Annotated in this window: 20 protein-coding genes; 15 read left to right on the top strand and 5 right to left on the bottom strand. The window is 61.0% G+C overall.

Annotation, left to right across the window (positions count from 1 at the left end; translation table 11 throughout):
• The first annotated feature begins 34 nt into the window (after nt 1–34).
• The 5 genes from miaB to lnt all read left to right on the top strand — a co-directional run bounded on the left by miaB (nt 35) and on the right by lnt (nt 5706).
• Nucleotides 35–1468 carry a tRNA (N6-isopentenyl adenosine(37)-C2)-methylthiotransferase MiaB gene (gene miaB, locus ACW5XC_RS00300; RefSeq protein ID WP_042054725.1) on the top strand — a complete coding sequence of 478 codons (1434 nt, stop codon included), beginning with the start codon at nt 35–37 and terminating at the stop codon, nt 1466–1468.
• A 54-nt stretch (nt 1469–1522) separates the two neighbouring features.
• Entirely contained in the window at nt 1523–2572 is a 1050-nt protein-coding gene (locus ACW5XC_RS00295; protein ID WP_005362369.1) for a PhoH family protein, read from the top strand.
• Nucleotides 2569–3033: an rRNA maturation RNase YbeY gene (gene ybeY, locus ACW5XC_RS00290; RefSeq protein WP_042054726.1), complete on the top strand. Its 465-nt coding sequence runs from the start codon at nt 2569–2571 to the stop codon at nt 3031–3033. The genes ACW5XC_RS00295 and ybeY overlap by 4 nt, the downstream gene beginning before the upstream one ends.
• 95 nt (nt 3034–3128) lie before the next feature.
• The gene (gene corC, locus ACW5XC_RS00285; RefSeq protein WP_005354092.1) at nt 3129–4013 is read left to right on the top strand and encodes a CNNM family magnesium/cobalt transport protein CorC; all 885 of its coding nucleotides are present in this window, start codon (nt 3129–3131) and stop codon (nt 4011–4013) included.
• 148 nt (nt 4014–4161) lie between these two features.
• Nucleotides 4162–5706, top strand: coding sequence for an apolipoprotein N-acyltransferase (lnt, locus tag ACW5XC_RS00280; RefSeq protein ID WP_042054728.1), 1545 nt, complete (start codon nt 4162–4164; stop codon nt 5704–5706).
• 66 nt (nt 5707–5772) lie between these two features.
• Here the strand turns inward: lnt and ACW5XC_RS00275 are convergent, their stop codons facing one another.
• The 3 genes from ACW5XC_RS00275 to ACW5XC_RS00265 all read right to left on the bottom strand — a co-directional run bounded on the left by ACW5XC_RS00275 (nt 5773) and on the right by ACW5XC_RS00265 (nt 9458).
• On the bottom strand, nt 5773–6957 hold the full coding sequence (locus tag ACW5XC_RS00275; protein ID WP_042054729.1) for a MerR family transcriptional regulator: 1185 nt from the start codon (nt 6955–6957) through the stop codon (nt 5773–5775).
• A gap of 157 nt (nt 6958–7114) precedes the next feature.
• Nucleotides 7115–8845 carry a single-stranded-DNA-specific exonuclease RecJ gene (recJ, locus tag ACW5XC_RS00270; protein WP_042054730.1) on the bottom strand — a complete coding sequence of 577 codons (1731 nt, stop codon included), beginning with the start codon at nt 8843–8845 and terminating at the stop codon, nt 7115–7117.
• Nucleotides 8811–9458 (bottom strand): disulfide isomerase DsbC N-terminal domain-containing protein, encoded by a 648-nt coding sequence (locus ACW5XC_RS00265; protein ID WP_005335146.1) that lies wholly within the window; start codon nt 9456–9458, stop codon nt 8811–8813. The genes recJ and ACW5XC_RS00265 overlap by 35 nt, the downstream gene beginning before the upstream one ends.
• Before the next feature lie 316 nt (nt 9459–9774).
• On the opposite strand from ACW5XC_RS00265, the gene mscL reads away from it, so the two are divergent.
• Nucleotides 9775–10185: a large-conductance mechanosensitive channel protein MscL gene (gene mscL / locus ACW5XC_RS00260; protein WP_042054731.1), complete on the top strand. Its 411-nt coding sequence runs from the start codon at nt 9775–9777 to the stop codon at nt 10183–10185.
• Between the two features lie 72 nt (nt 10186–10257).
• Here the strand turns inward: mscL and xerD are convergent, their stop codons facing one another.
• Nucleotides 10258–11157 carry a site-specific tyrosine recombinase XerD gene (gene xerD, locus ACW5XC_RS00255; RefSeq protein WP_042054771.1) on the bottom strand — a complete coding sequence of 300 codons (900 nt, stop codon included), beginning with the start codon at nt 11155–11157 and terminating at the stop codon, nt 10258–10260.
• A 250-nt stretch (nt 11158–11407) separates the two neighbouring features.
• On the opposite strand from xerD, the gene fldB reads away from it, so the two are divergent.
• The 3 genes from fldB to ACW5XC_RS00240 all read left to right on the top strand — a co-directional run bounded on the left by fldB (nt 11408) and on the right by ACW5XC_RS00240 (nt 14869).
• The gene (gene fldB / locus ACW5XC_RS00250) at nt 11408–11926 is read left to right on the top strand and encodes a flavodoxin FldB (protein WP_042054732.1); all 519 of its coding nucleotides are present in this window, start codon (nt 11408–11410) and stop codon (nt 11924–11926) included.
• A 202-nt stretch (nt 11927–12128) separates the two neighbouring features.
• Complete coding sequence (locus ACW5XC_RS00245) at nt 12129–13529, top strand: TldD/PmbA family protein (RefSeq protein ID WP_042054733.1); 1401 nt, start codon at nt 12129–12131, stop codon at nt 13527–13529.
• Nucleotides 13529–14869, top strand: coding sequence for a TldD/PmbA family protein (locus tag ACW5XC_RS00240; RefSeq protein WP_042054735.1), 1341 nt, complete (start codon nt 13529–13531; stop codon nt 14867–14869). Before ACW5XC_RS00245 ends, ACW5XC_RS00240 begins: the two co-directional genes overlap by 1 nt.
• Before the next feature lie 84 nt (nt 14870–14953).
• Here the strand turns inward: ACW5XC_RS00240 and ACW5XC_RS00235 are convergent, their stop codons facing one another.
• Nucleotides 14954–15448, bottom strand: coding sequence for a zinc ribbon-containing protein (locus ACW5XC_RS00235; RefSeq protein WP_005348075.1), 495 nt, complete (start codon nt 15446–15448; stop codon nt 14954–14956).
• 145 nt (nt 15449–15593) lie between these two features.
• Between ACW5XC_RS00235 and leuS the strand changes: the two genes are divergently transcribed.
• The 6 genes from leuS to rlmH all read left to right on the top strand — a co-directional run bounded on the left by leuS (nt 15594) and on the right by rlmH (nt 21379).
• A complete protein-coding gene (gene leuS / locus ACW5XC_RS00230; protein ID WP_042054736.1) occupies nt 15594–18170 on the top strand; it encodes a leucine--tRNA ligase in 2577 nt (858 codons plus the stop codon).
• A gap of 113 nt (nt 18171–18283) precedes the next feature.
• Nucleotides 18284–18766: an LPS-assembly lipoprotein LptE gene (locus tag ACW5XC_RS00225; protein WP_005335160.1), complete on the top strand. Its 483-nt coding sequence runs from the start codon at nt 18284–18286 to the stop codon at nt 18764–18766.
• On the top strand, nt 18766–19803 hold the full coding sequence (gene holA / locus ACW5XC_RS00220) for a DNA polymerase III subunit delta (RefSeq protein ID WP_042054737.1): 1038 nt from the start codon (nt 18766–18768) through the stop codon (nt 19801–19803). Before ACW5XC_RS00225 ends, holA begins: the two co-directional genes overlap by 1 nt.
• Nucleotides 19797–20447 carry a nicotinate-nucleotide adenylyltransferase gene (gene nadD, locus ACW5XC_RS00215; protein ID WP_042054738.1) on the top strand — a complete coding sequence of 217 codons (651 nt, stop codon included), beginning with the start codon at nt 19797–19799 and terminating at the stop codon, nt 20445–20447. Before holA ends, nadD begins: the two co-directional genes overlap by 7 nt.
• 103 nt (nt 20448–20550) lie before the next feature.
• Complete coding sequence (rsfS, locus tag ACW5XC_RS00210) at nt 20551–20892, top strand: ribosome silencing factor (RefSeq protein WP_005335165.1); 342 nt, start codon at nt 20551–20553, stop codon at nt 20890–20892.
• A 19-nt stretch (nt 20893–20911) separates the two neighbouring features.
• Nucleotides 20912–21379, top strand: a complete 468-nt coding sequence (rlmH, locus tag ACW5XC_RS00205) for a 23S rRNA (pseudouridine(1915)-N(3))-methyltransferase RlmH (RefSeq protein ID WP_005335166.1) — start codon at nt 20912–20914, stop codon at nt 21377–21379.
• Nucleotides 21380–21468 lie beyond the last annotated feature (89 nt).

The raw sequence follows: 21468 nt of genomic DNA, 5'->3' as shown, positions 1-21468 counted from the left end.
ACCATGCCGATTTCAAAACAAGTCAAGAGAAGCAATGAGCAAGAAACTTCACATTAAAACCTGGGGTTGCCAGATGAACGAGTATGACTCGTCCAAAATGGCCGACCTGTTGGATGCCAGCAATGGCTACACCCTTACCGAAGAGCCCGAAGAGGCAGATGTCTTGCTGCTGAATACCTGCTCCATCCGCGAAAAGGCGCAGGAGAAGGTGTTCCACCAGCTGGGACGCTGGAAAAAGCTCAAGGCCAACAAGCCCGGTCTGGTGATCGGCGTGGGTGGCTGCGTTGCCTCTCAGGAGGGCGATGCCATCCGCCAGCGCGCTCCCTATGTGGATATCGTGTTCGGCCCGCAGACCCTGCATCGCCTGCCCGCCATGATCAAGGAAGTGCAAGAGGGCCGTGGTGCCCAGGTTGATATCGCCTTCCCCGAGATCGAAAAATTCGACAGCCTGCCCGAACCGCGCGCCGAAGGGGCCACCGCGTTCGTCTCCATCATGGAAGGCTGCTCCAAATACTGTACTTACTGCGTGGTGCCCTACACCCGCGGTGAAGAGGTGAGCCGTCCGCTGGACGACGTGCTCTACGAAATCGCCCAGCTCGCCCAGCAGGGCGTGCGCGAAGTGAACCTGCTCGGCCAGAACGTCAACGCCTACCGCGGTCCGACCTTTGATGGCGGTATCTGCACCTTCGCCGAGCTGCTGCGTCTGGTGGCCGCCATCGACGGTATCGATCGCATTCGCTACACCACCAGCCACCCGATCGAGTTCACCGACGACATCATCGAAGTCTACAAAGACACTCCGGAAGTGGTCAGCTTCCTGCACCTGCCGGTGCAGAGCGGCTCCGACCGTATTCTGACCATGATGAAGCGCCCGCACACCATCCTGGAGTACAAATCCAAGATCCGTCGCCTGCGTGCCGCCCGTCCCGACATCACCATCAGCTCCGACTTCATCGTTGGCTTCCCGAATGAAACGGACGAAGACTTTGAAGCGACCATGAAGTTGATCGAGGATGTGGGTTTCGACATGAGCTTCAGCTTCATCTTCAGCCCGCGCCCGGGCACCCCGGCCGCCGACATGCCCGACGATGTCGATATGGAAGTGAAGAAAGCCCGTCTGGCCCGCCTGCAGCACGTCATCAACAACCAGGCGATGCAGATTGGCCGCGCCATGCTCGGCACCACCCAGCGCATCCTGGTGGAAGGGCCCTCCAAGCTCGACCCGATGCAGCTGTGTGGCCGCACCGAGAACAACCGGGTGGTCAACTTCGAAGGCCTGCACACCCTGATCGGCGGCTTTGCCGACGTGGAGATCACCGAGGTGCGTCCCAACTCCCTGCGCGGCAAGTTCATCCGCGGCGAGAGCGAGATGAACCTGCGGATCGCCACCGCCCCGAGCGAAATCCTGGCCCGTCGCCCGGATAACGTACCGGACGAGCTGGGCGTTGCCGCCTTCACTCCCCATTAATCCCCTCCTCCCCATTCGCCCGGCGGATGGGGAGCGCCTTGAGACGAGGATATTTTGAGCCGACACATCTCGACCCTGAATCTGCATCTGGAGCCCGCCGACAACCAGCGCCTTGCCAGCTTGTGCGGCCCCTTCGATGACAACATCAAGCAGCTGGAGCGCCGCCTCGGCGTCGAGATCAGCTACCGTGACAGCCACTTCCAGTTGGTGGGCAAACCGGCCCAGCTGGATGCCGCCGCCGTCATCCTCAAGCACCTCTATGTGGAAACCCAGCCCCTCAAGGGTGGCAAGGTGACCGACATCACCCCCGACATGGTCCATCTGGCCATTCAGGAGTCGCGGGTGCTGGAGCAGGATGATGAACCGGCGCCGAGCATCCCCTATGGCAAGGAGGTGACGGTCAAGACCAAGCGCGGTCTCATCAAACCACGCAGCCCCAATCAGGCCCAATACATCGCCAATATCGTGCGCCACGACATCTGCTTCGGCATAGGCCCGGCCGGTACCGGCAAGACCTATCTGGCGGTCGCGGCAGCAGTGGATGCGCTGGAGCGTCAGGAAATTCGCCGCATTCTGCTGACCCGCCCGGCGGTGGAAGCGGGGGAGAAGCTCGGCTTCCTGCCCGGGGATCTCTCCCAGAAGGTGGATCCTTACCTACGCCCGCTCTACGACGCCCTGTTCGAGATGCTGGGCTTTGAGCGGGTCGAGAAGCTGATGGAGCGCAACATCATCGAAGTGGCGCCGCTCGCCTATATGCGCGGAAGAACCCTCAATGACGCCTTTATCATTCTCGATGAGGCCCAGAACACCACCACCGAGCAGATGAAGATGTTCCTGACCCGGATCGGCTTCAACTCCAAGGCTGTGGTCACCGGTGACATCACCCAGGTAGACCTGCCGCGCAACGCCAAATCCGGCCTGCGCCACGCGCTGGAAGTGCTGCCAGGGGTCGATGGTCTGTCATTCAACTTCTTCGAGTCCAAAGACGTGGTGCGCCACCCGGTGGTGGCCCGTATCGTGCAGGCTTACGAGGCATTCGATGCCAAACAGGCAGCCGAGAAGGTGGCCGGCCAAACAAACGCCAGCAAAGAGAGCGAGCAATGAGCGTAACCCTGGATCTGCAACTGGCCAGTGCCAGCACCGACGGCCTGCCCACCGAAGCCCAGCTGCAAGGCTGGCTCGATGGCACCATTCTCGGCTTCCAGCGGGAGGCTGAAGTGACGGTGCGTATCGTCGACGAGGCGGAGAGCAACGAGCTCAACCTCACCTATCGCGGCAAGGACAAGCCCACCAACGTGCTCTCCTTCCCGTTCGAGGCGCCACCCGGTCTGGAGCTGCCGCTGCTCGGCGATCTGGTGATCTGCCGTCAGGTGGTAGAGCGCGAGGCCGAGGAGCAGGGCAAGCCCCTCATGGCCCACTGGGCCCACATGGTTGTGCACGGCAGTCTGCATCTGCTAGGTTATGACCATATCGAGGATGAGGAAGCCGAAGAGATGGAAGCGCTTGAGCGCGACATCATGCAGGAGCTCGGTTTTGCCGATCCTTATCTGAACGACGAAGAGTAAAGAACCGGATGGTCATCGTCTTGAAACAGCAGATGGCCATCCTTATATAACCCGAACTATTTCAAGTGTGTTCATACGAGTAACCAAGAGAGAAAATGACCGACGATCACCCTAGTACCGGCTCGCCGAAGAAAACCTGGCTCGACAAACTCAGCCAACTCTTCCAGGGCGAGCCAAAAGACCGCAATGATTTGGTAGACGTGATAGCCGATGCCGAAGAGCGCGACCTCATCGATCAGGACACCAAGGACATGATCGAGGGGGTGCTGGAGATCGCCGATCTTCGCGTGCGCGATATCATGATCCCCCGCTCCCAGATGGTGACCATCGAGAAGTCCCAACCGGTAGATGCAATCCTGCCGGTGATCATCGAGTCCGGCCACTCCCGCTTCCCGGTGATCAACGAGGACAAGGATCATGTGGAGGGCATTCTGCTCGCCAAGGATCTGCTCCCCTTCGGGTTTGGCGGCCATCACGCCAGCGAGCCGCTGCAGCTCGAAAAAATCTTGCGCCCCACGGTGATCGTGCCGGAAAGCAAACGGGTTGACCGTCTGCTCAAGGAGTTCCGTGAAGAGCGCTACCACATGGCCATCGTGGTCGACGAATTTGGTGGCGTCTCCGGTCTGGTGACCATCGAAGACATACTGGAACTGATCGTTGGCGAGATCGACGACGAGTTTGACGACATCGAGGATGAGCCGGACGAGATCCGCCGCCTCAGCAAGCGGGTCTTCTCCATCAGCGCCCTGACCGAGATCGAGGATTTCAACGACTTCTTCGGCACCAAATTCAGCGATGAAGAGGTGGATACGGTGGGTGGTCTGGTAATGCACGCCTTCAGCCACCTGCCCAAGAAGGGCGAGGAGATCGAGCTGGACGGCTACCTGTTCAAGGTGATGCATGCCGACCGGCGCCGTCTGCAGCAACTGCAGGTGAAGATCCCCGAGCACCACGCGGCGGCGCAATCTGAGCCGCAATAGGCAGATTCGCTCGATGTGTGAAACAACGCCCCGACCTCGGGGCGTTGTGCTCTCTGCCACCGGCATCGAGGCTCGCCGTTGCCCCGCTTACAGGTTAAGATACCGGCCATTCGACCCCAGTTGCACACCAAGACGAGCACCATCGCCCGTGAGATTATCCCCTGTTACTTCCAAAATTCTGTTAAGCCTCAGTGCATTGGCCTCTGGTGCCATCGCCGTGCTGGCCTTCTCCCCCTTCGGCTACTGGCCGCTGGTGATCCCCTCCCTGCTCGGCCTCTACGCCCTGCTGGACAAAGCCACGCCGAAACAGGCCGCCTGGCGCGGTTTTGGCTACGCCATGGGACTCTTTTTGCCGGGGCTGTGGTGGATCCACGTCAGCATGACCGAGTTTGGCGGCATCCCGCTGCCGGTCGCCTTTGTGCTGCTGGCCGGGCTCTCCGCCTATCTGGCACTCTACCCGACGCTCGCCTGCTGGGTCTTTGCCCGCTTCTTTGGCGGCCGTCACTGGAGCCGCTGGCTGCTCGCCTTCCCAGCCCTGTGGTTGGTGGCTGACTGGCTGCGCGGCTGGGTGATGACCGGCTTCCCCTGGCTCTGGTTTGGCTACAGCCAGATCGACGGCCCGCTCAAGGGCTTTGCCCCCATTCTCGGGGTGCAGGGCATCACCCTCGCCCTGTTGCTGTCCGCCTCCGCTATCTGGCTGGTGTGGAAGTCCCGCTCCCCGCTCTGGCTGGCGGTGCCCGCCCTGCTGGTGGCCGGTGCCCACGGTCTGATGCAGCTCAACTGGGTGACCCGTGGCGAACCGGTCAAGGTGGCACTGGTGCAGGGCAATATCGCCCAATCCCTCAAATGGGATCCGGAGGCGCTGGCCCCCACGGTGCGCACCTATCAGGACTTGAGCCGCGAGAATCAGGATGCCGACATCATCGTCTGGCCGGAGTCGGCGATCCCCGCAATCGAGAAGGCGATGGGCCCCTATCTGGAGAATCTGGACAAGGCGATGAAGGTGAACGATACCGGCCTGCTGGCGGGGATCATTCACTACGACGAGCAGCAACAGCGCTTCTACAATACAGTGCTCGGCATGGGGGTGCAGGATGCGGATGGCAAGGAGTCCTACTTCTACAACCACTCCAACCGCTACAACAAGTACCACCTGCTGCCCATCGGCGAGTTCGTGCCGTTTGAAGATCTGTTGCGCCCCATCGCCCCCTTCTTCAACCTGCCGATGTCCTCTTTCAGCCGGGGTGACGAAGTACAGACAAACCTGATCGCCAAGGGGCTCAAGTTTGCCGCCGCCATCTGCTACGAGATCATCTTCCCGGAAGAGGTGCGCCGCAACGTCAATGCCGATACCGACTTCCTGCTGACCGTCTCCAACGACGCCTGGTTCGGCACCAGCATCGGCCCGTGGCAACATATGGAGATCGCCCGGATGCGCGCGCTGGAGCTAGCTCGTCCGCTGCTGCGGGACACCAACACCGGTATCACTATCGTGACCGAGATCGATGGCAGCATCATCGGCCAGATCCCGCAGTTTGAAGCGGGTGTGCTGCGCAGCGAGGTGCGTCCCGCCCACGGCGAGACCCCCTACATGCGCTTTGGCAGCTGGCCCCTCTACGGCCTGACCGTGCTGCTGCTGGGTCTGGCGCTGGCCCTGCGCCCCAAGGCTCATCCCTGGGCCCGCGAGCTGTAATGACCACCCGCAATCCCCGATAAACAAAGAGGCGCCCGCAGGCGCCTCATTTTTTACGACAACTTATCACGCATCTTTTTGCAGGCAGCAGATCACATAGCCGTAACTGCCAAGATATTGGCGGTGGATGGCTACTTCCCGGCTCAAGTCCTGCCAGGCAGCACTCTCCCCCAGCTCGTCTCGATAGCGCACCAGATTGACCTCGATAGGGTCCAGATAGTTGTTCCAGGCGCTCATCGGCAAGGGAGTGTGTGACAGGCAGCGATAGCCTGCCGCTTGTACCGTCTCAAGCAGGCCCGCCAGCGTCTGCATGGCAGGATAATCCTGCTGCCAGAACGCCAACGCCTCCTCGGGCGGGTTATCGGTCAGCCAGACCGCATCGCTCAGCACGATGCAAGCCTGCGGGCTTGAAAGCAGCGGACGCCACGCTTTCAGCGCATTGGCAACACCCATCACGTAGGCACTCCCCTCCGCCCAGATGAGGTCTGCCCGGGCCAGATCGTCCGGCAGTGCCGCCATGTTGGCGCAGAGGGTGGAGACATGCTCAAAGCCCGCTGCACCGGCGGAGTGCGCCACGGCGGCCAGCGCCTCCTCTTCCAGATCGATGGCCACAATGTCGGCATCGGTCACCTGAGCCAGCGCCATGGTCGAGGCACCGCGCCCGCAACCCATGTCGAGGATCCGGCGCGGCCGGATGGGCAAGGCGGCAAACTGCTGCTGGGTGAAGGCGCGATCCCCCGGCCCCCAGTAACTCATGCCATCCAGCAGCTGGATAAAGTTTTTGATGTAACGCTCATGTTCATTCATGTCTTTGCTCAACCATTGCAAGTGGTAGCGATCTTTCTCGCTAAAACCCTGTTTCATCACCCACGCGAAGTAGGCCTCCGGTGCCTCGCGCTGCAGTTGCAGCTGCCAGGCCTTGAATTCCTCACCGGAGCGCGGGCGCAGCCCTGCCAGATCCGCCAACAGATCCCGGGCGCGCTGCATCCGCGCCAGCTCCTCATCGAGCTCCCTGACCCGGGCCTGCAATGACGCTTGATCTATCTCGCCAGCCAGACAGGCGAGGCACTGCTTGAGGCTGAGACCACCTGCCTGCAGGGCCTGCACCATCTGCAGTCGCTGCAGATCCCCCTCGTCATAGTGGCGATAGCCGTTGGCGGCCCGGGTGCCGGCAATCACCCCCAGCTTCTCGTAATAGAGCAGGGTGGAGCGGGCGAGGCCGCAGCGGCGGGCCAGTTCGGATATTTTCATAGCAATCACTCACGGTGCGGGCCATCAGGTGACCCGATAGAGACGAGCTTAAACTGTGAAGCTATAGACGGGTCAACGCCCTTTTCCAGAGATCCGCCAACAAAAACGGCCACCCGAGGGTGGCCGTTGTCAGCGATAGGGCTGCGATGCTCTTGACTCAAAGACCGGCAGCCTCCAGATGTTCCACCAGCAGCTGCACGCTGCGGTTGCCGCGCCACTCGTTGACATCGAGCCGGTAGACAAGCCGCACCCGCTTGACCGAGGCATCGGGCCAGCGCTTGAGATCGACGCCAAAGGCGATGGCATCCACTGCGTGACCGGAATCCGTGGTCAGCATCATCTTGAGGTGCTTCTCCCCCACCAACCGCTGCTGCACCAGCACGAATTCTCCGTCGAACAGCGGCTCGGGGAAGGCCTGACCCCAGGGACCGGAGGCGCGGATCAGCTCGGCCAGCTCCAGACTCAGCTCATCGGGCAGCAGCTCACCATCGGTGAGCAGCACCCCGGTCAACAGCTCAGGCGTCACCAGCTCGCCGATGACCGTCTCGAAGGCCCGGCCGAAGGCCTCGATATTGGCCTTGGGCAGGGTCAACCCGGCCGCCATGGCGTGGCCGCCAAACTTGCCCATCAAGCCGGGGTGGCGGGTGTCGAGCAGTTCCAGCGCATCGCGCAGGTGCACCCCCGGGATGGAGCGCCCAGAGCCCTTGAGCTCGGTCTCGCTGCTCTCGGCAAACGCGATGACCGGGCGGTAGTACTTCTCCTTCACCTTGGAGGCCACCAGCCCCACCACCCCCTGATGCCACTCGTCCCGGTGCAGCACGATACCCGACGGTACCTCGCCGTCACGAAAACGGATCTGCTCCAGGGTGGCGAGCGCCTCCTGCTGCATCCCCTGCTCGATCTCCTTGCGCTCTTGGTTGAGGCTGTCCATCTCGGAGGCGAGCTGGCGTGCCAGGTTGATGTCCTCGCTCAGCAGGCAGGCGACCCCGAGCGACATGTCGTCGAGCCGGCCCACCGCGTTGAGGCGCGGCCCCAGCGCAAAGCCGAGATCGGCGGCGCACAGGCGACGACCGTCGCGACCCGACACGTCCACCAGCGCCTGGATGCCGGGGCGGCAGCGGCCCGCCCGGATCCGTTGCAGGCCCTGATGGACCAGAATGCGGTTGTTGCCGTCGAGCGCCACCACGTCAGCTACGGTGCCGAGGGCCACCAGATCGAGGTAATCCGCCACATTGGGAGCCACGATGCCGAGCCGCTCATACCAGCCGGAGTGCTTGAGGTGAGTGTTGAGCGCCGCCATCAGGTAGAAGGCGACCCCGACCCCGGCCAGCGACTTGGAGGGGAAGTCGCAACCATGCTGGTTGGGATTGACGATGGCATCGGCGTCAGGCAACTCCTGACCCGGCAAATGGTGATCGGTAACCAGTACCTGCATGCCAGCCGCCTTGGCTGCCGCCACCCCGGCGATGCTGGAGATGCCGTTATCCACCGTGATCAGGAACTCGGCGCCGCGGGCCACCGCCAGCTCGACGATCTCGGGGGTAAGGCCGTATCCGAACTCGAAGCGGTTGGGCACCAGAAAATCGATGTGACGGCCACCCATGGCGCGCAGGGCCAGCACGCACAGCGCCGAGCTGGTGGCGCCGTCGCAGTCGAAGTCACCGACGATGAGGATCCGTTTCTGGGCGGCCAGCGCGTCGGCCAGCAGCGGCACCGCCTGCTCCATGCCATAGAGGCGCTGGGGCGGCAACAGCTGGCTGGCGCTACGCTCCAGCAGGGCAGGATCTTCTACGCCACGGCTGGCGAAGATTTGGCGAAGCAGCGGATGCAGGTTGGCGGGCAGATGGGAATCATCAACTCGCGGACGACGACGGATTTGCAGGGACATCAATATGATCCAGTATCTTGAGCAGCTGTTCGGGGCTCTGATATCCGCGCACCAGATCCCCGTCGGAGGAGACCCAGGCCGGCAGTACCTTGACCCCCAACCATTGGCTCAGGCCAATATTTTGGATAAGGGTCTCACTACATGCCGTTTGAGGCAAATAGGCTTTTAACGGATCATTTTGCAGCAGGGGATCGCTGCACCAGTCGGCGGCCCGTTCGGCGTGATCAATCACCGGATAGAGAGCCACGCTCACCCCAGATGCCTGCAGGTGTTGCAAGGTGCCGGAGAGCTGACGGCGCTTTGCGTCCTGCTCGCCGAGAAACAGCGCAACCCGGTGACGCTCATCCCGGGCCTTGAGCACGATGGGAGCATGGGCCACCTGTGCCAAGCCAAGTCGGCGCTGCTCGCGCATACCCGAAATGGTCAGGTTCTTCATGTCGCGGGTCATATCCAGCATGACCCCCTGCACCACATAATCCCCTTTGGCATCGCTGTAGAGCACCCCCTGTGAGGTGCCCAGCATATACAACCCCGCGATCGGGGTCGGTTCAACCAGATAGACGGGGACCCCCAGCCGGGCCGTGATGGTCTGTTTCAAGGCTTGGGTATCCATCCCCGCTCTGGCAGCAAATGTGCACAAAAGCATCATTCCCAGTAGTAAATACTTCACTTGTTTACTCACGTGGTATGAATGAATCGACCCAGCAAACTACAGCAGCACAGCTCATCATTCAACCAGCTACTTACCAAAAAATTAATATCACTTTGTACCAAAAAAATGGTTCCCCCCGATTGCCAAGGACTCATAACGCCCGCAAGCTAGTCAGGACGACAGGAACAACGCGGCTTAGCCTCTGTTTTTCCTGACAAGAGTTCGCCCTTTGGCAAGGGTAATCAACGCGCTATCTTGTTTAATTTCGGAGGAAATAATGAGTCTGATTCAAGAGTTCAAAGCCTTTGCCGCCCGCGGCAACGTCATCGATATGGCGGTCGGTATCATCATTGGTGCCGCCTTCGGCAAAATTGTCTCCTCTTTTGTCGGTGACGTGATCATGCCGCCCATCGGCCTGATCCTGGGCGGCGTGGACTTCAGCGACCTGGCGGTCACCCTGAAGGCCGCAGAAGGTACAACACCCGCCGTGGTCATCGCCTATGGCAAGTTCATCCAGACCATCATCGACTTTCTGATCATCTCCTTCGCCATCTTCATGGGACTAAAGGCCATCAACACCCTGAAGAAAAAGCAGGAAGAGGAAGCCGCCGCCCCGGCAGGCCCGACCAAGGATCAGGAGCTGCTGACCGAGATCCGTGATCTGCTGAAATCCCAGCAAGGGAAATAAGCGCCATCTCCTGTCGTGTAGAGATAAAAAAACCGCCTGCTGGCGGTTTTTTGTTTTTGGGAGGCCAGCCACTCAAGCTCTGGGGTGATGCTCCCCGTGCAGCGCCTTGAGTCGCTCGTTGGCCACATGGGTGTAGATCTGGGTGGTGGAAAGATCTGCGTGACCCAGCAGCATCTGCACAACCCGCAGGTCGGCGCCGTGGTTGAGCAGATGGGTGGCGAAGGCGTGGCGCAAGGTATGGGGGGATAGCTCGCCGTTAATCCCGGCCCGCAGGGCATAGAGCTTGATGCGATGCCAGAAGGTCTGGCGGGTCATCATACGGGCCTGCTTGGAGGGAAACACCACATCCGAGCTGGTGCCACCCAGCAGCAGGGTGCGGGCCTCCCGGTAGTAACGCTCCAGCCAGTGCATCGCCTCCTCGCCCATCGGCACCAACCGCTCCTTGTTGCCCTTGCCCACTACGCGCACCAAGCCCTGACGCAAACTGACATGCTCAGCAGTGAGCCCCACCAGCTCGGAAACCCGCAAGCCGGTAGCGTAGAGCAGCTCCAGCATTGCCTTGTCCCGCAACTCCAGCGGGTCATCCACCAGCGGCGCGCTCAAGAGTGCTTCCACTTCCGCTTCGCTTAAATCAGAAGGGAGTTTTTTCGGCAGCTTGGGCCCCTCAAGCAGCACGGTCGGATCATCGCTGCGCAGCTTCTCGCGGTTGAGATACTGGTAAAAACGGCGCAGCGCTGACAGAAAACGGGCGGTGCTGCTGGCCGCAAACTGGTGATCGACCCGCCAGGCGAGGTAGTGCTGGATCTCGTCCATCCCCGCCAGCAGCAGCGAGCTCCCCTGCTCGTCGAGCCAGAGGGAGAACTTCTCCAGATCGCTGCGATAGGAGCTGACCGTGTTGTCAGACAATCCCCGCTCCAGCCAGAGGGCGTCGAGGAAGGGTTCAATCAGGGAATGTGGGTCAGGCTTGCTCATGGTGCGCTGCAATCAGGGGATCGATGGCCCATTGTAACGCGCCAACTCCTTGGAAAGACAAGGCACTTTCATTGGAAAGATAAGGCACGTTTGCCACACCCCTTGCCGGGCGGTGAAGGTCGAATGGCAATCTGCTAGACTGGCGCCCTCCCCTTACGTTACCCATCGTGTTGCCAACATGGCGCAGCCCACACGAGCATGCGAGAACGCGCCAAAAGCAAGCGAGAAAGCGCCAACAGAGAGAAGAGCGATGAAGATTGGTCTGTTTTACGGTTCCACCACCTGCTACACCGAGATGGCTGCCGAGAAGATCCGCGCCCTCATCGGCCCCGAGCTGGTGGATATTCACAATATCAAGGATGTCTCCCTGCGCCGGATGGAGGATTACGAGATCCTGATCCTCGGCATCTCCACCTGGGATTTTGGCGAACTGCAGGAGGACTGGGAGTCCCGCTGGGAAGATATCGCTGACATCCATCTGGAGGGACGCATCGTCGCCCTGTTTGGCCTCGGCGATCAGCTCGGTTATGGCGAATGGTTCCAGGACGCCCTCGGCATGCTGCACGATCAGCTGGTGCCAAAAGGGGTCAAGCTGGTGGGCTACTGGCCCAACGAAGGGTACGAATTCGATGCCTCCAAGGCACTGATCGACGATGGCCGTCACTTCGTTGGGCTGGCGCTGGACGATGCCAATCAGTATGACCAGACCGATCCGCGCATCGAACAGTGGGTCGAACAGATCCTGAGCGAAATCCACGCCCTGCTCTGATCTTTCCCACGTTTTGGCAAAACGACCCTGAGCGCCTGGCCCTGGCCGCCGGGCGCAGTTATCGCACCGATTTTCTCAATCGGTATCATCGCATGACGCTATAGCGACTTTTTTGTGCTGGTCTGCAACAATGGACTCGACATCCCATAACAATCAGAGCCGGATGTCGGAAGCAAACGGACAGACCAGAAAAGGATATTCTATGACCCCATTCTCCCTGTTGGCCCCCGCCATCGCCCGTGACGTGCTCGATCACGCGCTGGCGCTGGGTGCCGATTTTGCCGAGCTGTTTGTCGAGCGCAAGCGCCGCAGCCAGCTCAGCCTGCTCTCCAGCCAGATAGAGAACATCAGCGGTGGCCTCGATTTCGGCATCGGTGTGCGCCTCTGTTACGGCCACAAGGTGCTCTACGGCTACACCAATCTGGCCAGCCGCGACGAGCTGCTGCGCATCGTCACCCTGCTGGCGGCCAAAGACCGCCGCGACCCCGTGGTGACCGCCACCGCCTTCGATTTCACCCGCCTGAGCGATCGCAACCCGGTCGCGCTGCCCCTGTCGGCCGACAAGCTGCTGGAGCAGAAGATTGCCTACCTGCACGCCATGGATGCGGTGGCCCGCGCCGAGAGCGACAAGGTGAGTCAGTTCTCCGGCAACGTGCTGGGCTGGGAGCAGGAGGTGGAGATCTTCAACAGCGAAGGGGTGCAAGTCGCCGATCGCCGCCACTACAACCGCATCATGGCCCAGACCATCGCCATGGAAGGGAGCGAGCAGAGCGTCGGTTACGAGGCCCCCGGCGCCCTGATGGGGTGGGAGCATGCCGATCGCATCGACCCGCGCGAGCTGGCCCTCACCGCCACCCGTCAGGCACTGGTGAAACTGGGCGCGGCTCCCTGCCCGAGCGGCACCCTGCCGGTCATCATGGAGAACGGCTTTGGCGGCGTCATCTTCCACGAGGCGTGCGGCCACCTGCTGGAGACCACCTCGGTGGCCAAGAAGGCGTCTGTATTCCACGACAAGATGGGCCAGCTTATCGCCAATCCGGTGGTCAATGCGGTGGACGAGGGACTGCAAGGCAACGCCTGGGGCTCCATCAACGTCGATGACGAGGGGATGGCGACCCAGCATACCCAGCTCATCAAGGACGGGGTACTGACCGGCTTTCTGGTGGACAGAATGGGCGCCCTCAAGACCGGTTACGCCCGCACCGGCTCCGGGCGGCGCGAATCCTACAAGTACGCCCCCACCTCGCGCATGCGCAACACCTATATCGAACCAGGCAACCACAGCCTCGACGATATGCTGGCCACGGTGGAGCACGGCATCTACGCCAAGAAGATGGGGGGCGGCTCTGTACAGCCCGGCACCGGCGAGTTCAACTTCAATGTGCAGGAGGCCTACCTCATCGAGCACGGCAAGATCACCAAACCGCTCAAGTCAGCCACCCTGATCGGCACCGGCCCGCAGGTGCTGAAAGAGATCTCCATGGTGGGCCGCAATCTGGCACTGGCCGCCGGCATGTGCGGCTCGGTCTCTGGCTCGGTCCCCACCTCGGTGGGCCAGCCGGCCCTCAAAGTGGACAATATTCTGGTGGGAGGGAACGCCTGATGAGCCAGCTCGACATGAACCAACTGCTCACCCGCCTGCTCGACAAGGTGGCCGACCTCAACGCCGAGGCAGACATCATCGCCAATCAGGAGAAGGCCTTCTCCCTCAAGGCAGACAAGGGCGAGCTGGGGGAATACAAGGTCACCAGCAGCCAGCAACTCGGTATTCGCCTGATAAAAGAGGGTCGGGTCGGCATCGCCTACTCGGAATCCCTCGATGAGCTGGCGCTGGATGCCATGCTGCAGGATGCGCTCGATACCAGCCGCTTTGCCAAGGTGGATCCGGACCAGCGCATCTCGGTGGCCAATAGCCGGATCACCACAGATTGCGCCGAGATCAACCAGCCCGATACCACGCCGGTTGAGGAGAAGATCGCTCTGGCCCTGCGCCTCGAATCAGACATGCTGGCCATGCCCGATGTGAGCGGCGCTCCCTACAACAGCTTCTTCGAAGGTGAGAGCCAGCTCTGGCTTGCCAACAGTCAGGGCACCCTCTGCCAGCACGGCGAGTTCAGCGTCGGTTGCTACACCTCGGCGCTGGTGGAACGGGATGGCCGCCAGTCGATGCACTCGCAGGGCCAGTATGGCCGTCGCTTCGACGAGCTGGATAGCCAGGCCCTGATCGAGCAGATCTACGCCATCGCCGATGGCCTGCTGCCCGGTGAAGCGGTGCCGAGCGGTCGCTACAGCGTCATCTTCAGTACCAACTGCTTTGCCAGCCTGTTTGGCTGCTTTCAGGGGGTGCTATCGGGCAAATGGGCCCAGCAGGGGATCAACCCCTGGCGCAGCAAGGTCGGCCAGAGCGTGGCGTCACGCTGGCTTACTCTGGAGAGCCGGGTCTATATGCCTGGCGGCATGAACATCAAGGCGTTTGATGGCGAGGGGGCGGCCAGCTCGGATCTGCTGCTGATTGGCGAAGGGGAGCTGAAAACCCTGCTCCACAACAGCGCCACCGCCCACCACTTTGGCGTCGCCAGCAACGGCTCGGCCGCTCGCGGTGCCCGCAGCGCCCTCGATGTGACCACTCGCCACCTGGTGTTTGGCGCGGGCCCTCACTGTGAAGCGGAGGTGCAGAGCGGTGACTATCTGGAGCTGGTCAAGCTGGATGGCCTGCATTCGGGTGCCGATGCGGTGAGCGGCGACTTCTCCTTTGGCGCATCAGGGTTCCTCTGCCGCGATGGGGTGCGACTGCAGCCGGTGCGCGGCATCACGGTAGCAGGCAACTTCTACCGCCTGCTGGGCGAGCTGGAAGCGGTCGGCGATACCCTGCACCACAACGACAGCAAGGGCTTCTACGCCCCGCTTATCCGTTTTGGTGGCCTCTCCGTCGCGGGCAAGTAAACGTCCCGACGAAACCTGCAAGCAAGAAAAAGGCGCCTGATGGCGCCTTTTTGCTCGTTATCTCGTCCACATTGATGGCATGACTCAGGGCGAAAGCGGCTCGCGGTGATACTCGGCGCAGCCACACTCGGGGCAGGTATCGAGCTGCTCGGGGTGCAGCACGGTATGGCGCCAGCCACACTGGTCGCACACCATGACCCCGAGCCCTACCCAGTCACCCGCTTCGTAAACCCCCTTGTGCTCCAGCTCGTCGGCCAGCTCGCGCCACTCCACCTGGGCGCGGTCGGTCACATCAGCCAGCCAGGACCAGGCGGTGTCTTTGAGGGCCAACATAAAGGCAGACTCTTCCACCTGCGCACTATCGTCATGGCGCCCCTCGTCATAGTTGCCCAGATCCCGCTTCACGTACTCGGCGATGAGCGCCAGTTCGTCCTGAGTGAGGTCACTTGCTGCCTCCAGATAGGCCTGCACCTTGGCAATCATCCGGTTGAGGCGCTCCCCCTGGAACTCTTCAGTCTCTTGCCACTGTTTTTGCAGCTCGGCAATGAAGGCTTCGTACCCTTTTTGACGTTTGTCCATGGCTCTAACTCCTCTACTAAACCCTGATCTGGCCCGGCTTAAGGCCCAAGGGACGCTGGCGGTTGTTGCCGCCGCAGGATATGGGTATTCTATTGCGATTTCCCAGCTGATTTATCTATTCATTTCACAGATCCGGATGTCACCAATGCAAGAGCAATACGTTCCCCAATCAATCGAACCAGCAGTGCAAAAGCACTGGGATGCCAAGAAAACCTTCAAGGCCGTGGAGAAGGTAGACAAGGAGAAGTTCTACTGCCTGTCCATGTTCCCCTATCCGTCTGGTCGACTACACATGGGGCACGTTCGTAACTACACCATAGGTGATGTGATCTCCCGTTATCAACGCCTCAATGGCAAGAACGTGCTGCAACCCATAGGTTGGGATGCATTCGGTCTGCCGGCCGAGAACGCCGCGATCAAAAACAATACCGCGCCGGCGCCCTGGACCTACGAAAACATCGAATACATGAAGAACCAGCTGAAGATGCTGGGTCTGGGTTATGACTGGGATCGTGAAGTCGCCACTTGCAAACCGGATTACTACCGCTGGGAACAGTGGTTCTTCACCAAGCTCTACGAGAAGGGTCTGGTCTACAAGAAGACCTCCTCCGTCAACTGGTGCCCGAACGACATGACAGTGCTGGCCAACGAGCAGGTTGTCGACAACTGCTGCTGGCGCTGTGACACCCCGGTGGAGCAGAAAGAGATCCCCCAGTGGTTCATCAAGATCACCGACTACGCCGAAGAGCTGCTGAACGACATCGACAACCTCGAAGGCTGGCCGGAGATGGTCAAGACCATGCAGCGCAACTGGATTGGCCGCTCCGAAGGGGTCAACATCAGCTTCGCTATCGAGGGGCAGACTGAACATCTGGAGGTCTACACCACCCGTCCGGACACCTTCATGGGCGTCACCTATGTCGGTATCGCCGCCGGTCACCCGCTGGCCCTGCAGGCAGCCCAGAACAATCCGGAGCTGGCCGCCTTCATCGAAGAGTGCAAGAACACCAAGGTAGCCGAAGCAGAACTGGCCACCATGGAGAAGAAGGGCATGGCCACCGGCCTATACGCCATTCACCCGCTGGATGGCCGCAAGGTACCGGTCTGGGTCGCCAACTTCGTGCTGATGAACTACGGCACCGGCGCCGTGATGGCGGTTCCGGCCCACGACCAGCGTGACTTCGAATTCGCCACCAAATATGGCCTCGACATCAAGGCGGTGATCAAGCCGGTTGATGGCGACGTCGACGTGAGCGACGCCGCTTATACCGAGAAGGGCGTGCTGTTCAGCTCCGGCGAGTTTGACGGTCTCGACTTCCAGGGCGCCTTCGATGCCATCGCCAGCAAGCTGGAAGGGCTCGGCAAGGGCAAGCGCACCGTCAACTACCGTCTGCGTGACTGGGGCGTCTCCCGTCAGCGTTACTGGGGTGCCCCCATCCCGATGCTGACCCTGGCTGACGGTACCGTAGTGCCGACGCCGGAAGATCAACTGCCGGTACTGCTGCCGGAAGATGTGGTGATGGATGGTATCCAGAGCCCAATCAAGGCTGACGCCGAGTGGGCCAAGACCACTTACAACGGTCAGGAAGCGTTCCGCGAAACCGATACCTTCGACACCTTTATGGAGTCCTCCTGGTACTACGCGCGCTACTGCTCCCCGGACTACGACAAGGGCATGCTGGATCCGGCTGCTGCCAACCACTGGCTGCCGGTGGATCAGTACATCGGCGGTATCGAGCACGCCTGTATGCACCTGCTCTATGCCCGCTTCTTCCACAAGCTGCTGCGTGACGCAGGTCTGGTCAACAGCGACGAGCCGTTCAAGCGTCTGCTCTGCCAGGGCATGGTGCTGGCTGACGCCTTCTACTACAAGGACGAAAAAGGCGGTAACGTCTGGGTCAGCCCGACCGACGTCAAGGTAGAGCGTGACGAGAAGGGTCGCATCACCAAGGCCATCGACAACGAAGGTCGTGAGGTAATGCACTCCGGCATGACCAAGATGTCCAAGTCCAAGAACAACGGCATCGACCCGCAGCTGATGGTCGAGCGTTACGGCGCCGATACCGTCCGTCTGTTCATGATGTTCGCCTCTCCGGCCGAGATGACCCTGGAGTGGTCCGACTCCGGCGTAGAGGGTGCCCAGCGCTTCCTGCGTCGCCTGTGGCGCGTCACCTTCGAACACGTTTCCGGTGGCGCCGTTGCCGCACTGGATGTAGCTGCTCTCACCAACGAGCAGAAAGCGGTACGCCGTGAACTGCACAAGACCATCGCCAAGGTAAGCGATGACGTGGGTCGCCGTCAGACCTTCAACACCGCCATCGCCGCCATCATGGAGCTGATGAACAATCTCTCCAAGCTGGGCAACGACGAGCAGGACCGCGCCCTGATGCAGGAAGCGCTGGAAGCTGTGGTAGTCATGCTCTACCCCATCACCCCGCACATCGGCTTCGAGCTGTGGAAGATGCTGGGCAAGGGCGACGACATCGATCACGCAGCCTGGCCGGTGGCCGATGAAGCGGCCATGGTCGAGACCGAGAAGCTGGTGGTGGTGCAGATCAACGGCAAGATGCGCGGCAAGCTGACCGTTCCGGCCGAGATCAGCCAGGCCGACGTCGAGAAGCTGGCGATGGCCGATGCCTCGGTACAGAAGTTCACCGACGGGCTGACCGTGCGCAAGGTGATCTATGTACCTGGCAAGCTGCTCAATATTGTCGCTAACTAATTGGCTGCCAACTGATTGGTTACCAACTGATCATTGCCAATCTGTAACAGCAAACGGATGATAACGGCGGGCCCTGCGCCCGCCGCTTTCCCTTAATGCAAAGAGGATTTTCTATGGGCACCATCTTCACCCGCTGGATGGCCATCGTGCTGGCTGGTCTGCTGCTGCAAGGCTGCGGCTTTCACATGCGCGGCAACGGCATTCCGAGCGAGCTGATGACCATGAAGGTCGTGGGCGACAACAAGAGCGACTTCTACCGGATGGTTACCACCCGTCTGAAGGCCTCTGGCGTGACGCTGGCCGACAAGGAGGGCATTCCGGTGCTCACTCTGGGCGGCGTAGGCAGCACCAGTCAGGTCGCCTCGGTCAACGCGCTGGGGACGGACACCGAATATGTGCTGGGCTTTGGTACCCAGTTCACCATCTCGGTGCCGGGCAAGCCGACTCAGGTATTCCCCATCAACTTCAACCGCAGCTTCCTCAACAAGCCGGATGCAGCGCTCGCCTCCTCCCGTGAGCAGGAGCAGCTCAACCGCGAGATGCAGGAGCAGGCGGCCAATCAGGTCATCCGGCAGTTGAGTCAGGTCAGCTTCTGATGCGGATTTACCCGGAACAATTTGGTGACCACCTCAAAGCAGGGCTTCGGCCCTGCTATCTCGTTTTTGGCGACGAGCCCCTGTTGCGGCTGGAGGCCATCGATGCCATCCGTCAGGTCGCCCGCAAGCAGGGTTTCGATGAGCGCCACACCTTCGTGGTGGAGCAGGGGCTGGACTGGAATCAGGTCTACGATGCCTGTCAGGCCATGAGCCTCTTCTCCGCCCGCCAGATCATCGAGCTGGAGCTGCCCGCCAAGGTGGACAAGGATCTGGCCGCCCGCATCAGCGAAATTGGCAAACAGCTTCATCCCGACCTGCTGCTGGTGCTGAGTGGCGGTCGCCTCAACCAGACCCAGATGAAGGCAGCCTGGTTCGACAAGCTCTACCAGATTGGCACCTATGTGCCGGTCAACCATCCGGAGCCCAAGTTTTTCCCGCGCTGGATGAGCGCCCGTTTTGCACGTTTCGGCCTCAAGGCGCTGCCGGATGCCATCAACTTCATGTGCCACTCCTACGAGGGCAACCTGCTGGCCGCCAGTCAGGAGATCGAGAAGCTGACCCTGCTCTCGCCGCCCCAGCCCATCAGCGTCACCTATCTGCAAGAGACCATTATCCGCCACGCCCACTTCACCCCGTTCCAGCTGGTCGATACCCTGCTGGAGGGCAAGGTGAACCGGGCCCAGCGCATTCTGGCCGCCCTGCGGGCCGAAGGCACCGAGCCGGGGATGCTGGCCTGGACCCTTTGCCGCGAGCTGGAGCAGCTGACCGAGCTGTCGCTGGCGATGCGAAACGGCCAGCCGCTGGGGGAGCACTTCAGCCGCCTGCGTATCTGGCAGAGCCGCCAGCAGCTCATTCAGCAAGCACTGACCCGCCTGCCGTTTGCCAAGTTGCAGCAACTGTGGCAACTGATGGCCCAGCTGGACGATGCCCAGCGCCGCTTCGATACCGAACAGGCGTGGCTGATGCTGCAGACCATTGCCCTCGGCTTTCGTGATGGCACCCCGCTGCCGCTGGTGATGGAGAGCAGCCCGTGCTGAAGGCGCCCATTGGCCTGCTGGGGGGCACGTTCGATCCTATCCATATCGGCCATCTGCGCCCGGCCATCGAGGCGCGCGATGCCCTCGGGCTGGCCGAGATGCGGCTGATCCCGAACCATATCCCGCCCCACCGTGCCAATCCGTTCTGCTCCAGCGAACAGCGTCTCGCCATGGTCAAACTGGCGGCGGCAGAGAACCACCACTTTGTGGTGGATGAGCGGGAGCTGAGACGGGACAAGCCCTCTTACACCATCGATACCCTGATCGAGCTGCGTCATGAACTGCCCGATACGCCGCTCTGTTTTCTGATGGGGATGGATTCCCTGCTGAGCCTGCCAAGCTGGCACCGCTGGCGGGAGCTGCTCGACTATGCCCATCTGGTGGTGAGCGTGCGGCCGGGCTGGCAACCGGATTATCCGGCCGAGGTCGCGCAGCTGCTGACGCGCCATCACACCACGGATGCCAACGCGCTGCATCAGCGTCTGGCCGGTCATATCTGGCTGGCGGACAACCAGCCCATCGAACTGTCAGCCACCCGACTGCGGGCCTTGCTGGATGGGGGGCAAGACACCCGCTACCTCTTGCCCGAGTCGGTTGCGCACTATATTGATCAACAGGGGCTCTACCGCGCCAACCGCCGCTAGCCCCTGTCGTAATCCCGCCCCACCCGATGGGAAACGGGAGTGACCATGATATAATCCGCCGCCCTGACGCAAACGCTGCGCGCCGGAATACAGGAGAGACTCATTGCAAGGCCAAGAATTGCATGCCTTTATCATCGACAAGATCGATGATATGAAAGGCCGCGACATCATCACCCTCGATGTACGCGGCAAATCCAGCATTACTGACACCATGATCATCTGTTCCGGCAACTCCAGTCGTCACGTCAGCGCCATTGCCCACCATCTGGCCAGCGAGGCCCGCCACGCGGGTCTGGATCTGCTGAGCGTGGAAGGACAACTGAGCGGTGAATGGGTGCTGGTAGATATGGGCTCGGTGATCGTGCATGTGATGCAGGATGAACATCGTGACTTCTACCAACTGGAAAAGCTGTGGAGCGGTGCCGCTCAAATGAATACGCAATAAGAGCACAAGTGTAACGACCATGAAGATCCAGTTGATTGCGGTGGGCACCAAGATGCCCGCCTGGGTAGAGCATGGCTTCGAAGAGTATCGTCGCCGCTTCCCCAAAGACATGCCGTTTGAACTCGTCGAGATCGGCGCTGGCAAACGGGGCAAAAATGCCGACATTCCCCGCATCCTGCAGAAGGAAGGGGAAGCCATGCTGGCGGCTGCGGGGCGTTCGCGCATCGTCACCCTCGACATTCCGGGCAAGCCCTGGACCACGGAGCAGCTGGCTACCCAGCTGGAGGCGTGGAAACTCGATGGCCGCGATGTAGCCCTGCTGGTAGGCGGGCCGGAAGGCTTGTCCCCCGAGTGCAAGGCTGCCGCTGAACAGAGCTGGTCACTGTCACCGCTCACCCTGCCCCATCCGCTGGTACGGGTGCTGGTGGCAGAGAGCCTTTATCGGGCCTGGAGCATCACCACCAATCATCCGTATCATAGAGAGTGAGCCATGCGTCTCTGGAGTCTCACCTCTCATATTCACCCCTATCACAGAGAGTGAACAATGCAGTTCCTGCTCTTATTGCCCCCAAGGGT

It is taken from the genome of Aeromonas sp. 25-AL00135 (genome assembly GCF_054052385.1).
The sequence above is the reverse complement of the archived record's forward strand: the minus strand, read 5'-3'. Positions and strand labels throughout refer to the sequence as shown.